Source organism: Phocaeicola massiliensis B84634 = Timone 84634 = DSM 17679 = JCM 13223 (assembly GCF_000382445.1).
Lineage (GTDB): Bacteria > Bacteroidota > Bacteroidia > Bacteroidales > Bacteroidaceae > Phocaeicola > Phocaeicola massiliensis.
In genome coordinates this window covers 2414047-2428631 of sequence record NZ_KB905472.1, presented here as the reverse complement: position 1 = coordinate 2428631, position 14585 = coordinate 2414047, and the positions used below count along the sequence as shown (strand labels likewise).

General features: G+C 40.9%; 12 protein-coding genes. 10 read left to right on the top strand and 2 right to left on the bottom strand.

All coding sequences use genetic code 11. The annotated features are described in order from the left end of the window. Positions 1-91: 91 nt before the first annotated feature. Entirely contained in the window at positions 92-1834 is a 1743-nt protein-coding gene (locus HMPREF1534_RS08750; RefSeq protein ID WP_233513260.1) for a tetratricopeptide repeat protein, read from the top strand. Positions 1835-1985: 151 nt separating this feature from the next. Then, positions 1986-2306, top strand: coding sequence for a DUF3244 domain-containing protein (locus HMPREF1534_RS08755; protein WP_005940687.1), 321 nt, complete (start codon positions 1986-1988; stop codon positions 2304-2306). A 24-nt stretch (positions 2307-2330) separates the two neighbouring features. On the opposite strand, the gene HMPREF1534_RS08760 is transcribed toward HMPREF1534_RS08755, so the two are convergent. After that, complete coding sequence (locus tag HMPREF1534_RS08760) at positions 2331-3773, bottom strand: IS4 family transposase (protein WP_005936442.1); 1443 nt, start codon at positions 3771-3773, stop codon at positions 2331-2333. A 449-nt stretch (positions 3774-4222) separates the two neighbouring features. Between HMPREF1534_RS08760 and nagA the strand changes: the two genes are divergently transcribed. The 4 genes from nagA to fmt all read left to right on the top strand — a co-directional run bounded on the left by nagA (position 4223) and on the right by fmt (position 8905). Then, positions 4223-5386, top strand: coding sequence for an N-acetylglucosamine-6-phosphate deacetylase (gene nagA / locus HMPREF1534_RS08765; RefSeq protein ID WP_005940685.1), 1164 nt, complete (start codon positions 4223-4225; stop codon positions 5384-5386). Positions 5387-5533: 147 nt separating this feature from the next. Continuing rightward, positions 5534-6109, top strand: a complete 576-nt coding sequence (locus HMPREF1534_RS08770) for an L-threonylcarbamoyladenylate synthase (protein WP_005940682.1) — start codon at positions 5534-5536, stop codon at positions 6107-6109. 10 nt (positions 6110-6119) lie between these two features. Then, the gene (locus HMPREF1534_RS08775) at positions 6120-7919 is read left to right on the top strand and encodes a chloride channel protein (protein ID WP_005940679.1); all 1800 of its coding nucleotides are present in this window, start codon (positions 6120-6122) and stop codon (positions 7917-7919) included. Between the two features lie 11 nt (positions 7920-7930). Beyond that, positions 7931-8905 carry a methionyl-tRNA formyltransferase gene (fmt, locus tag HMPREF1534_RS08780; protein WP_005940676.1) on the top strand — a complete coding sequence of 325 codons (975 nt, stop codon included), beginning with the start codon at positions 7931-7933 and terminating at the stop codon, positions 8903-8905. Positions 8906-9027: 122 nt separating this feature from the next. Here the strand turns inward: fmt and HMPREF1534_RS08785 are convergent, their stop codons facing one another. After that, entirely contained in the window at positions 9028-9774 is a 747-nt protein-coding gene (locus HMPREF1534_RS08785; protein WP_005940674.1) for a NigD1/NigD2 family lipoprotein, read from the bottom strand. Between the two features lie 159 nt (positions 9775-9933). On the opposite strand from HMPREF1534_RS08785, the gene HMPREF1534_RS08790 reads away from it, so the two are divergent. From HMPREF1534_RS08790 to HMPREF1534_RS08805, 4 genes are all read left to right on the top strand, one after another. Beyond that, entirely contained in the window at positions 9934-10476 is a 543-nt protein-coding gene (locus HMPREF1534_RS08790; protein ID WP_005940671.1) for an RNA polymerase sigma factor, read from the top strand. Between the two features lie 2 nt (positions 10477-10478). Continuing rightward, positions 10479-11750 carry an outer membrane beta-barrel protein gene (locus tag HMPREF1534_RS08795; RefSeq protein WP_005940668.1) on the top strand — a complete coding sequence of 424 codons (1272 nt, stop codon included), beginning with the start codon at positions 10479-10481 and terminating at the stop codon, positions 11748-11750. Between the two features lie 97 nt (positions 11751-11847). Beyond that, the gene (gene rpe / locus HMPREF1534_RS08800) at positions 11848-12501 is read left to right on the top strand and encodes a ribulose-phosphate 3-epimerase (protein ID WP_005940664.1); all 654 of its coding nucleotides are present in this window, start codon (positions 11848-11850) and stop codon (positions 12499-12501) included. A 136-nt stretch (positions 12502-12637) separates the two neighbouring features. Further along, on the top strand, positions 12638-14572 hold the full coding sequence (locus HMPREF1534_RS08805; RefSeq protein WP_005940661.1) for a ComEC/Rec2 family competence protein: 1935 nt from the start codon (positions 12638-12640) through the stop codon (positions 14570-14572). Positions 14573-14585: the final 13 nt, after the last annotated feature.

The following is a 14585-nucleotide window of genomic DNA, read 5'->3' as shown; positions in this document are numbered from 1 at the left end:
AAGATTAGTATGAAATTATTTGGTGGTATTATCGGGTAGTTGTAATATTGTATGCGTTTAAGCTTATTATAAAAAAACAAAAGTTATGTATATGGTAGAGAAGAGCGGCAAGTTGTTATGTCGTATAGTTCTTATTATGTTGTTGTTCGTCCTGTGTTTTTGTGCATCTTGTGGTCATAAAGAGGCAAGATATGCATTGGATATGGCAGAAAAACGAATGTGGGATGAACCGGATTCTGCTTTAAAAGTATTGGAGTCTATCGTTATGCCGGAAGATTTGGAGGGAAAAGAGCTGGCAGATTATGCATTGTTGTTGACACAAGCGCAATATCGTTCCAATATTGTCGCTACTTCGGATTCATTGATTAATATCGCTGTCGGGTATTATCAGGATAAAGATGTGGAAAAAAGAACGGCCTCATTATTATATAAAGGAGGAGTATTAAAAGATATGGGTAAAGATGAAGAGGCTATGTTGGTCTATAAAGAAGCGGAAAGTTATATTCCAAGAATAAAAGATAATAGGATTGTGACATTAATTTACATGGGATTGGGGTATTTGAATCAAAAGAATAGAAACTATGCTTTATCAATCGATTATTTTAAGAAGTCTGTAGCGGTTAACATTGTTCCAAAGCAGGTATTGTCATGGAAAGTAAGCAGTATAATGAATCTTGCTAATATATCATATTATTGGGGAAATAGAGATGATGCTGATTTGTATTATTCTCAATTATTGGATATGGTACCTTTGGTCGATTCTATGCTTCAGACAAAAATATATTATAATTATGGAATCTATAAAAGTAAGGAAAAAGAATGGGCGGAAGCTGAGAAGTATGTGCGTAAGGCGTTAGATAATGCGTCGGGAGACGTATCATATAGAGCTATGCTTTTATTAGCCAATTTATATAGCCGGACAGGACGTGACGGGGAAGTTGATAGCTTGTGTCAGTATGCATTAAAAACATCGGAGCCGGCAGTAAAGGCTCGCATTTATTATTTCTTGTATGAGGAAAATGTGGCAAGAAAGGAATACGAAGATGCTGTTACCTATTTATCGCATTATGTATTATTGTCGGATACTTTGCGTTCTCAAATAAATCGGTCTGAATATTTGGAAATACAAAAGAAATATGATCAAGTAGTATTATTGAATAAGAATGTAGAGATACATAATCATTGGTATCTTACTATTATAATATCGACCGTTATAATTGTTGCGCTGATTGGAATACATTATTTGGTGTTGTCTATAAATAGAAAGAAAAAAGAAAAGTTATTATTGAAAAGCAAACAGGAAAAAGTGGAGCTGCAAGAAAAGATTGATGCCTGTCAAACTAAGATAGCGGAGGATGAAACGATGCACAATGAGGAAAAAGAAAAATTGCAGATGCAGATCACTCAATTGGAAGCGGAAAAAGAGCAAAAAGATATTAGTATTCGTCGGTTGGAAATCATTTGCAAATCGAAAGATAAGGATATTCCGTTGGAGTATATTGAAGCTTTGGAAATGATAATGAAACTGAAGTCTAAAGAACAGGCTTCCTATAATCCGGCAGTGGATAGGGAGAAATTGCATATTTGGTTGGATTTGGTTTATGATGATTTTGCCGGCCGTTTGCTGGAAAAGTATCAGTTGACCGGGCGGGAAAGGGATGTGTGTTATTTGAAAGCTTTGGATTTTTCCGATGATGAAATCTCTGAATTATTAAAGATACAATTGCGTTCGGAAGAACGATGGATTTATCGTATATGTGAGAAATTCGGGTTTCCCAAAGGTAGTAAAGATGATTTCGCTGCTTATATTGCAGATTTTAAGAAAAGAAGATAGGTGTTTTATTCAGGTTTTGTCGCAAAAAAGAGTGCTGCATTGAAATATAATGCTGATAATCAGTGAAAGTAAATGTCGCAAATCAGTTGGACGATTGTTTGGATTATTGTGGGGCTCTTTCTAAATTCGCAATGTAATAAAAACATTTGTTATGAAAAACGTATTGATAACTATCTTTTTTATCTTGTCTTTTGCACCTATGTTTGCGCAAACAGTTCCTGAAAAGGAAATTGATTTTGAGGGAAGTTTTATTATGGACGATGCCAGATCTGCTTCTCTGCCGATAGAGGCTTATCTTCAAGATACACAAGTTGTCATTACTTTTTATGTGGACCTTTCCGATGCCACGGTGACGATTGCATCAGAAGAAAATAATCAGGAAATGGAAGAACGTACTATTTCATTTATTGATTCCGCTCCGGAGGTTTTTAATATAAGTGGTTACTCAAAAGGTACTTATATTATAACTTAAGTTTCGCAAGTAAAGTGTAGCTCCTCAGGCGGCTGGTGTCAGCCTGTCGAAAGCCTGCTTCACAGCTTTGATTTGTTTATCGTTTGATATTACTTGTTCAGTCAGAACCATTGCATCACAGTTAAGTACCTCGGCAATGACGTTTATAACTTCTACAATCAGCAGCCAGATTTTTTCTGCTACTGAAAGTTCAACAGAGTTCTTTGAAATTTCAGCAAAGAGTCCTCCGATAGTTTCGTATGACTCATAGCGTTTGACATAACTGAGAATATTGTATTGCAGTACGCACAATGATATGCCTGCAATCTGTCCGGCGAAGTCTCTGCACTGGTTCTTTCCGAGTTTAAGATTTTGCTTCATCTCTTTGTGAGCCACTTCGATAACCCATCTTCTTGAGTAAAGTCTGAAGGCTTCTTTCGCATCAAGTTTCAAATCCGAGGTAAGCAGAGCATTCCAATTGCCGTTCTTGCCTCTTCTGTAGAAGAACAGGCAGACCTTAATGCTGGAGATTTTAGCAGAGACAGTTGCTGTGTAGTAACCGATTGAGCGGCTATACTTTACGTTCTTGGATTTTTGGAGAGCCTTGATAAGTTCAGGCGCTGTCTTGTTTCCAAGATCTGTCTCATACTTTGTCTTGCCCATCTTTATCATTCCGATAAGGTGGCATCCAAAGTGCCTTGAGACCACGAACTTCAAAAGTTCAGAGCAGGTAAACCAACTGTCAACAAGAAGATAATCGAAACGTACACCCTCTATGATTGAGCGCTTGAGCATGCTGATGGCCGTCTCAATCTTACTTGCAAAATACTCAGCGCTACGCCTGGCAATACGCTCATCCCCTGAGTGTTCCTTACAATAGCGAGCCTCCGTCTGTTTCTTGAATAACCCCTGTGGCTTATCGCTTCGTTTTCCCTCCTCTCCATGGAGAGAAAAGTCAAGGAGAAACTGGGATACACCATCCGTAAAGCAGAGGAACATTGCCTTGAATCCAAGTATAGGCTTCATTTGGGTATGAGAGAATACCTTGCCAATCTTCTCGGTCTTGAATCCGGTCTTCGGAAGGTCTGTATCATCGATGATGACGCATCTGATGTCCGACTTCAATGTCGTTCTGCGTTTCACACGTGAATACAACTGCCTGAAAACCGAGTAGATTATACGTCGCCAATTGATGTTGCCGTCGTTCATGAAACGATAGAACATATCTTTGTGGCAGACAAATATCTTACCCAGGGCAGAAGACGAATAGTTGGCAGCATTCTTAATTGAAAAGAACGGGAACAGAACAAGCAGTTGTAACACCTGAAGACAGGTGAATTTGCAATTCGGATTCTTAACTGACCCGATAACTTTGCTTTGTATCCTTATGCTGTTCATAATGGTTGATATGCTGTTTATTGCCTTGCTGGAGTCATTGTTTGCAAAAAACTCTTGGAGTTCACCGATAATATGTCTATTTTTGTTCATGGCTAAAGGGTGCTATATGTTTGTTTGGCGACATTAATATAGTGATAATCATTGAATTATCAAACTCTTTAGCCTTTTTTTATTACATTATTTGAGTACTTGCGAAACTTGAGTATTATAACTATAACGACACCGCGAGGTACGTATTTAAGTGGCTTATTCAGAATTGAATAACCACAAAGTGAAGCATGTAAGCTCATCATTACTTCTCTTCATGTTTTTCTGTCTTCTTTTTACTTGTAAAGAGGCTGAAAAGGGGAAGAATACACGTTTGGTTAAAGTGTGGGAAGGGAAAGCCGATGCTTTCCCTTCCTGTTTTATTTGTACTATTCAGGAGATTGATGCCATACATTTATGGAAAAAGTAGAAAGAAATCTCAATTTTATAAAGAGGAATAAAATAAAATGTTTTATTTTGCAGGTCAATAAACATTCTAATACTTACATATCATGTTAACTCAAATTATCAATGGTAAGATATTTACCCCGCAGGGTTGGCTGGACGAAGGTTCGGTGTTGATGCGGGATAATAAAATACTGGAAGTTACCAACTGTGATTTAGCGCTGATTGGCGCCAATCTGATTGATGCCAAAGGCATGTATATTGTCCCCGGATTTGTATGTATGCACGCTCATGGGGGCGGTGGTCACGATTTTACAGAGTGTACGGAAGAGGCATTCCGCACAGCTGTTAAAGCACATCAGAGACACGGTGCCACCAGTATTTTCCCGACATTGTCATCTTCTCCTTTTTCAGAGATTCGTAAAGCTGTAAGTATATGCGAAAAGCTGATGAAAGAAAAAGACAGTCCGGTATTGGGACTTCATGTGGAAGGACCTTACCTGAATCCTAAGATGGCAGGTGGGCAGTTTTCCGGTAAGGTGAAAAATCCGGATAAAGAAGAATATACTTCATTGTTGGATGAAACAAATTGTATCAAGCGCTGGGATTCATCTCCTGAGTTGCCGGGTGCTTTGGAATTTGCCGGCTACCTGAGATCCAAAGGGATAGTGGCTGCCATTTCTCATACCGAAGCCGAATATGACGGTATCAAAGCTGCTTATGAAGCCGGATATACTCATGCGGCTCATTTTTACAATGCAATGCCGGGATTTCATAAACGCCGTGAATATAAGTATGAAGGAACGGTGGAAAGTGTCTATCTGACAGATGGAATGACTATCGAACTTATTGCTGACGGAATTCATTTACCATCTACTATCTTGCGGTTGGCTTATAAGCTGAAAGGAGTGAGCCATACCTGCCTGGTAACCGATGCGCTGGCTTATGCTGCTGCCGAAGGAGTTGAAATAACTGACCCGAATGTGATTATTGAGGATGGTGTATGCAAGATGGCAGACCGTTCTTCGCTTGCCGGAAGTATTGCTACAATGGATGTATTGGTACGTACGATGGTCAAAGCAGGCATTCCTTTGGGTGATGCCATCAATATGGTTTCGGAAACGCCGGCACGCATCATGGGAGTAGATGATAGAAAGGGAACATTGCAAAAAGACAAGGATGCCGATTTGTTGGTTCTAGACCGTGATTTGAATATCCGTGCTGCATGGGCAATGGGCAATTTGATAGAAGGAACGAATACATTGTTCTGAATATACTTTTTAAATACTTTAGGGAAGATGTCTAAACAGTTCGAAGTAATTGTTTAGGCATCTTTTTTAGTTTTAGTAGTCATAATCAATGGGAAAATTACTACATTTGCAATTTGTAGAATTGAAAACTCAAACAATAAAATCGATATGAACGAAGCGATTAGACAAGACGTGAAGAAAGCCTGTGAGGTAATGCAGAAAGGCGGGATAATTCTTTATCCTACGGATACCATCTGGGGAATAGGTTGCGATGCAACCAATGCAGAAGCTGTGAAGCGTGTGTATGATATCAAGAAACGAGCAGACAGCAAGGCAATGCTGGTACTGGTAGACAGTTCGGTGAAAGTCGATTTTTATGTACGGGATGTACCGGCAGTTGCGTGGGATTTGATAGATTATGCTACCAAACCGCTGACTATTATCTATGACGGTGCTCGTAATTTGGCCGAAAATCTGTTGGCGGAAGATGGCAGCGTTGGCATTCGTGTAACAGGTGAGGCATTCTCAAAAGAGCTTTGTTTCCGTTTTCGCAAAGCAATCGTATCTACTTCCGCAAACATCAGCGGTCAGCCTTCACCTGCTAATTTCAGTGAAATAAGCGAGGAAATAAAACAAGCGGTAGACTATATTGTCGGTTATAGGCAAGATGAAGTCGGACATCCGAAACCTTCCGGTATTATTAAGTTGGGTAAAGGAGGAGAAGTGAAGATTATAAGAGAATAAGAAAGAGAGAATGGATGCTTTAATAGAAGATAAGAAGAGCTTATTGCAGCGCTTTATTCTGTGGCGCGAAAAAAGGATAAAGGAAAAACATTTCATTCTGATACTGAGCTTTCTGGTAGGTATTTTTACTGCACTGGCAGCATGGTTCCTGAAGTTTTTGGTAGAATGGATTAAGGAATTCCTGACAGAGAATTTTGACTCAACAGGGGTGAACTGGTTATATTTGGTGTATCCTGTGGTGGGTATCTTTTTGACAGGCTTATTCATACGTCATATTGTGAAGGATGATATCAGCCATGGTGTGACAAAGATTCTTTATGCTATTTCGCGGCGTCAGAGCCGTATCAAACGGCATAATACCTGGTCATCGGTGATTGCGAGTGCCATTACTATCGGTTTTGGTGGTTCGGTGGGAGCTGAGGCGCCTATCGTGCTGACCGGTTCTGCTATCGGTTCTAATTTGGGCAGTGCCTTTAAGATGGAACATAAGACGCTGATGCTTTTGGTGGGATGTGGTGCAGCGGGAGCAGTGGCAGGTATTTTCAAAGCTCCTATTGCCGGATTGGTATTTACTTTGGAAGTTTTGATGATAGACCTGACGATGGCTTCTCTTTTGCCATTGCTGGTGTCGTGTGTGACGGCTGCTACGGTTTCTTATATTCTCACCGGTTCGGAGGCTATGTTCAAGTTTCACATGGATGAGCCGTTTTTGATGGAGCGTATCCCATCGGCTATCTTGTTGGGGATTGCTTGCGGATTGGTCTCTTTGTATTTTACCCGTGCTATGAATTCTGTAGAAAATGTATTTCGTCGTTATAATAATCCGTATGTGAAGTTGACCATTGGCGGCATCATGCTGAGTGTTTTGATTTTCCTCTTTCCGCCTCTTTACGGTGAAGGGTACGATACGATAAATTTATTGCTCAATGGGGTATCCAATCAGGATTGGGATACGGTGATGAACAACTCTATCTTCTATGGATATGGCGGTTTGCTGCTTGTTTATCTGGCATTGATTGTGTTATTTAAGGTCTTTGCATCCAGTGCCACCAATGGCGGTGGCGGTTGTGGCGGTATCTTTGCACCCAGTTTGTTTTTAGGGTGTATCACCGGATTTATCTTTGCCCATTTCTGTAACGAATTTCATCTCGGTCCGTATATTCCTGAAAAGAATTTCGCCTTATTGGGAATGGCGGGATTGATGTCGGGGGTGATGCATGCACCTTTGACAGGTATCTTCCTTATTGCGGAACTGACCGGAGGCTATGACTTGTTCTTGCCTTTGATGATGGTGTCTGTCAGCTCTTACCTCACTATCATGGTGTTTGAACCGCATAGCATTTACTCCATGCGCTTGGCTAAAAAAGGAGAATTGTTGACTCATCATAAGGACAAGGCGGTATTGACCTTGATGAATATCGAAAGCGTGGTGGAAACCGACTTTGAGAAAGTTCGTCCCGATATGGATTTGGGCGAAATGGTAAAAGTCATTTCCCAGGCAAAACGTAATTTATTTCCTGTTGTGGATGTGAATGGAGAGTTACTGGGCATTGTGGCATTGGACGATATCAGGAACATTATGTTCCGTCAGGAGCTGTATCATCGTTTCAAAGTGGAAAAGTTTATGGTGTCTCCTGCCGCCAGAATTTATGTCAACGATTCGATGGAAGAGGTTATGAGGAAGTTTGATGATACGAAAGCTTGGAATCTTCCTGTGATAGATGAGCTCGGCAAATATAAGGGATTTGTTTCCAAGTCGAAGATATTCAACTCATACCGTCAGGTATTGGTAGATTTTTCAGCAGATTAATAGTTATAAGTATGGAAAAGAAAGATTTGAGAATTGTATATATGGGTACTCCTGATTTTGCGGTAGAGAGTCTCAAATGTCTGGTTGAAGGAGGTTATAATGTAGTAGGTGTGATAACGATGCCCGACAAACCGATGGGGCGTCATGGAAGTGTGTTGCAGCCCAGTCCTGTAAAGCAGTATGCTGTGTCGCAGGGATTGCGCGTGCTTCAACCGGAAAGATTGAAAGATGAATCTTTTGTTGAAGAGCTTCGTTCTTTGCAGGCGGATTTACAGATTGTGGTGGCATTTCGAATGTTACCCGAAGTGGTTTGGAATATGCCTCGCCTGGGAACGTTCAATCTTCATGCCTCTTTGTTGCCTCAGTACAGAGGAGCAGCCCCCATCAATTGGGCAGTCATCAATGGAGATACAGAAACGGGTATCACCACCTTCTTTTTGAAGCATGAAATTGATACCGGAGAAATCATACAGCAGGTGCGTGTGCCTATTGCCGATACAGACAATGTGGGAATTGTGCACGATAAACTGATGATGTTGGGAGGAGAGCTGGTGCTTGAAACGGTAGATGCTATTTTGGCCGGTACGGTGAAGCCTGTTCCGCAGGAAAAACTGATTCAGTCGGAAGCAGAATTGCGTCCGGCTCCTAAGATTTTTAAGGAAACGTGTCGCATTGACTGGAATAAGGGAGTGAAACAGATTTATGATTTTATTCGCGGCTTATCTCCCTATCCGGCTGCATGGACAGAATTGTATATGGGGGGAGCCGGTAAGCAGATGATGAAGATTTATGAAGCTGAGAAAATCTTCTGTCAGCATGATATGCAGATAGGGGAGATTCGTACAGATTTAAAGACTGACTTCCGGATAGCGGTAAAAGATGGTTTCATTAATATATTGTCTTTGCAGCTGGCAGGAAAGAAACGTATGCATGTTGCGGATTTCTTGAGAGGTTATAGGACAGCTAATGATAACCGTGTAGAGTAATCACACAAAGAACAGAAACAAAGTAAAAAGGCGCAGCCGGTGAATGCCGTCCTGCGCCTTTCGTTATAATAAATGAGACATTATATTATAACGGTCGTTTAGTTTTTGGGTTGAGTTATGGTTTAGATATTGAAATTCATGCTTTTTCTGTTATTGTTCATCGTGACTTCTACGATATCGGTTTCATTTTTAATTGTTTTTGTTTTTATCTTAAATCCTTTCAATGTACCTTCTTTAAATCCCGGCATATTTTCCAATGTAAATGAGACATAACCACTGTTGGCATTGAGTTGCAGGTCATCGGCCGCATCATGACGCAACTCGGCACTTAAATATCCGCGTGCGTCCGGTTGGGCATCTTTCGCTATGAGTAAGCTGATAGAATGTGGTATAAGATGGTTCCCTCCGTTTAAAAAGGTGTAGCGTAAGTTGAGATGCGCTTTGCTTATACTTTGCCCGCTAATCTCAATCGGGTCTGTGCCATAGTCTTTTGCATCATTGTCTTCCACGAAGACAGGTTCTTTGGTCAGCACTTTATTCACTTGCATAATAGTGATATAAGGAATACTGTCAGCACCTGTACTCTGAGGAATGGCAGTGTAAGTATAAAATATGCGTTGCCCTTTTTGGTTTATTTTATTGTCAGACAAGATTTGCGGGTTGGCTATATAAGTATATCCGTTTAAGTCAGTATCTATCAAAGTAGCCCCCGATAGCGTAATGGGATTGACAATGATGGCCATGTCTGCATTATAATTATCCATACTGCTTTGGAGGTCATCTATGTCTTCATCGTGACTGCATGCTTGCGTCATGCAGGTCACGACCGACAGAAAGAGTAGGAGTACTATATTCTTTATATGCTTCATTTCATTATCTCTTTTTGAATGTTTCTATGACGTAAATGTACAGACAGGATGTTTACTGCTTCTAAAAGTGTTAAATCTGCTTAAGCAAAAAAAATCTGCTTCGTTAATGCAGTATTTTTGCAATCTCATCATTTATAGAATAAAATAGTGTCACAAACAATGAATGAAGCAGAGTTGGCCGAACGATGCGGCAAGGGAGATAACCTTGCCCGCAAGCAGTTGTATGAGCGTTATGCCGGACAATTGATGGCTATCTGTATTCGTTATATTGGTGACAGAGAGACGGCACAAGATGTTTTGCATGATGGCTTTTTGAATATCTTTCGTTCTTTCGACAAGTTTACTTACAAAGGAGAAGGGTCACTCAAAGCATGGCTTGCGCGTGTGATGGTAAATGAAGCTTTGGGTTATTTGCGCAAACAGTCTTCAGCCAATCAGGAAATAGTAGTGGAAGAATTGCCGGATATGGTGGATGGAGATGATGATACGATGGAACAGATTCCTCAGTCTGTATTGATGCAGTTTATAAAAGAATTGCCGGAAGGCTATCGCACCGTTTTTAATCTATATGTATTTGAAGAGAAAGGACACAAGGAAATAGCTCAGATGTTAGGAATCACCGAGCATACCTCTTCATCGCAATTATATCGTGCCAAAAGTTTACTTATAAAGAAGATTAATGATTATAGAAAGAGGATATAGGAATGGAAGAGAAAGATAAATGGATAAAGAATTTACGCCATCGGATGGAGGACTATTCCGAACCGGCTCCTGCTGATCTTTGGAATCAGTTGGAGAAGGAGCTTAATAGTACTCCCAAAATTATTCCGTTGTGGCGTCGCTGGCAGGCAGTAGCAGCAATTGCCTTGCTGGTGGTCATATCGACAGTGACCGTATGGTTCTGGCATTCTCCTTCGGCAGAATATGTAGAAAGAAAATCTGTTGAAATAGCATCTCTTTCTCCTTCGGCGGATATGAATGAGATAATTCCTACCCATCCGTCAGTGGCACATATCGCTCCCGAAATTACGTCAGTAAAAAAGAAAGTGAACAATGTGGAAGCTGTTATGCAGAAAGCTGTATCTGCATTTTATAATGAGGTGATGACAGAAAAAACAGCAGAAGAGAAGCCGATGGAGGAAACAGATAAGACGGATAAAAAGAGCAAAGAAACGGAACAGGTGAAGACTGGAGAGCCTGTGCAGAAACCGGCTGCAAGAACTGCCCGGCGTAATAATTATTATGCATACGCCACCCCCCGGAAGACAAAAGAAAGGAAGTGGTCGGTTGGTGTTTCTACCGGTAACGTTCCTTTTTCTTCCAATATGAATTATTCGGGATATGGAAGTCTGGCTCCATTGAATAAAGAACCGAAGAAAAATTCACCTTATGCTTCTTTGGAGGCAAGGAATGAACTGAACGAGCCTATTTATTTTGCTAATCTGAATGAGGATAATAATACGAAGGTGGAACATCACATGCCTGTCACATTCGGTGCGTCTCTCCGTTTTGAGTTGAATGAGAAATGGGGTATCGAGACGGGAGTAACCTATACGTTGCTTTCCACTGATTTACGTTCAGGTTCTCAGGATTCTTATTTTGAAGAAGAGCAACGCTTGCATTATGTCGGAATTCCTTTGAAGGTAGATCGTCGTTTGTGGAGTAATAAACGTTTTGAAATCTATGCTTCGGCAGGGGGAATGGTCGAAAAGTGTGTTTCGGGCACGATGCACAAGGTGGGCATTGTGAATAAGCAAGACAAAGATGCAACAGATGAAAAGATAAATGTGAAGCCATTGCAATGGTCGTTGTCGGCTGCTGCCGGTGCACAGTTCAAGATTACAGAGAAAGTCGGTATTTACGCCGAACCCGGTGTGGTTTATTATTTTGATGATGGTAGTCAATGGCAGACTATTCGCAAAGAGCATCCTTTTAATTTTAATATTCAATTGGGAGTGCGGTTTACTTTGAAATAAATGACTTCTGTTTGCAATTTTACCGAGTATTCGCAAATAAACCATTTTTTTGTACTACTTTTGTAACCTATATGCTAAGAAATAAGAACAGTGAATTATGGCTAAACCTCTAATATCTCCTTCTTTACTGTCTGCCAATTTTGCTAACTTGCAGGCAGACATACAGCAAATCAATCGCAGTGAAGCCGATTGGTTGCATATTGACGTGATGGACGGTGTGTTTGTTCCTAATATTTCTTTTGGGTTTCCCGTATTGAAATATGTAGCGGAACTGACAGAAAAACCTTTGGATGTACATTTGATGATTGTCAACCCTGAGAAGTTTATAAAGGAAGTAAAAGACTTGGGCACTATGATGATGAATGTGCATTATGAAGCATGCATACACTTGCACAGGGTAGTGCAACAGATAAAGGATGCGGGCATGAAAGCAGCTGTAACGCTCAATCCTTCTACTCCTGTTGCCATGTTGACAGACATTATCCGTGATGTGGATATGGTTTTGTTGATGAGTGTAAATCCGGGATTCGGAGGGCAGAAGTTTATAACACACACATTGGATAAAGTGCGGGAATTGCGCGAGCTCATAGCCCGTACCGGTTCGCAGGCTTTGATAGAAGTAGACGGAGGTGTGAATCTGGAAACCGGTAAGCTGTTGGTGGAAGCCGGAGCCGATGTCCTCGTGGCGGGAAATGCGGTATTCAAAGCTCCCGATATGGGAGAAATGATTCATAAGTTGAAGAATCTTTGATTATTCGGCAGTGCAATTATTTTCGGCTTTGAAGCCTTACTCTATACTCCGGCTGACCATCCCATTGGTAGCCGGAATTTTTTTATCCGATACCTGCTTTCGGTCTTTGAATTTGTTGTCTGTGCACTTTGGAGTGATGGCTGTGCTTTTTGTTGCTCTTCTGTGGATGCTGAGAACATGCGCTTACCGTTATCGGTGGCTTTTTGGAGGAGCGGTCAGCCTGTTTCTGCTGGTTTTGGGAAGTACGGTGACGCAAATACAGTGGGATAAAATAAACTGCGATTGGTCATCGGAAAAGAAAGTGTACCGAGGTGTCGTTCAGGAAACTCCTGTTGAAAAGGAGAAAGTCATGGTATGCAAAGTAAAGACAGAGGACAGACAGGTGCTGCTTTCTGTTTATAAGGACAGTTTGTCTCAAACCTTGCAAAGCGGAGATAATATCTTGTTCTATGGTAAAATTCGTTCTCCGCACAATGCAGGTAATCCGTATGAGTTTGATTATGCTTCTTATTTGTTGCGGAAACAGATTAGCGGGACTGCTTATGTGTATGCCGGATATTGGCGTGTTATGGACAAACCGCGTGTGCTCAGTATCAAGCAACAGGCTTTGGCTTGCAGAGATAAGATTGTCGGGTGTTATCGGCAATGGGGATTTAAAGGAGAGGAATTTGCCGTACTTTCCGCATTGACGGTGGGATATAAAGAAGAGTTGAGCGATGAGTTGCGGGAGTCTTATTCGGTGGCGGGGATTAGCCATGTGCTGGCATTGTCGGGACTTCATGTCGGAATACTTTGGTTTCTGTTGGGGTATATGTTGCGGCCGTTTTGCCGTAATCGGGCAATGCGTATCCTGAAATGGATAGTCGTTACGCTGTTGCTGTGGAGTTTTGCTTTTGTGGCAGGGCTGATGCCCTCGGTGGTGCGTGCCGTCATCATGTGTATGTTGGTTGAGCTCGGAACACTGGGAGGGAAACGAGGGAAACCTCTGAATATATTGGCAATAGCGGCATTCTCTATGTTGTTGTATTCTCCTTTTTATTTGTTTGATGTAAGTTTTCAACTCTCTTTTATGGCAGTTTTAGCCATTTCTCTGTGTTATAAAGAATTCTACCGTATCCGTTTTATCCGTAATCGTTTCTTGAGATATATATGGGGAACAACGATTGTGTCTGTGGTGGCACAATTAGGTACGGCCCCATTGGTAATGTATTATTTTTCCGGTTTCTCTCTTTACTTTTTATTGGCAAATCTGCTGGTGGCACCATTGATTCCTGTTATTATTTATCTGGCATTGCTGGCTTTTGTCTTTGCACCGGTCGCAGAACTTCATCATTGCATTCTGTTCATGCTGGAAGAAGTCATTAAATGTTTGAATTGGGGTACATGGACTATCAGCCGATTGCCTTCGGCTTTTATAGACTCGTTGTATTTATCTTCCTTGGAAGTATGCTTGCTTTATGCTTTTTTTATGTTGGGACTGTATTATTGGAGTACCGGGAGCAGAAAAGCGTTGATAAAGGTATTTGCAGGAATAAATATGATTCTGGTACTTTTGCTCTACATTCATTTTCCCCGGGCAACCGTTCCTTCGATAGTGTTTTATAATCTGCATAATTGTGCTGCCGTTCATTTTATAGAGGCTGATAATTCTTCTTATTTATGTTCAGACAGGAAAGACAGCACCTATATTTATATGAAAAACATAGCTGAAACCTATTGGAAACGGAAGAAGATGCCGATCCCCCATTTGCTGTTATCCGATTATGAAGGTAGAAATGTATGGAGCCATAAAGGAATTGTCCATTGGAGGGGCATGAATATTTGTATGGTGACTGATGGGTATTGGCGCAACAAATCCGCCACAAATCTGTTGGATATCGATTATATGTATTTGTGTAAAGGATATAAAGGAGAGATTGCTCCGTTGCAAAAACTGTTTCATATAAAGAGAATAGTCTTGGATGCATCGCTCGGTGATTATAAGTTAAAAGCCTATAAAGAGGAGTGTAAAACCTTGGGTTTGGATTATATTGATATTTCGGAGAAAGGTTCTTTCCGTATTCTTCTGTGAATAAAGAATAAAT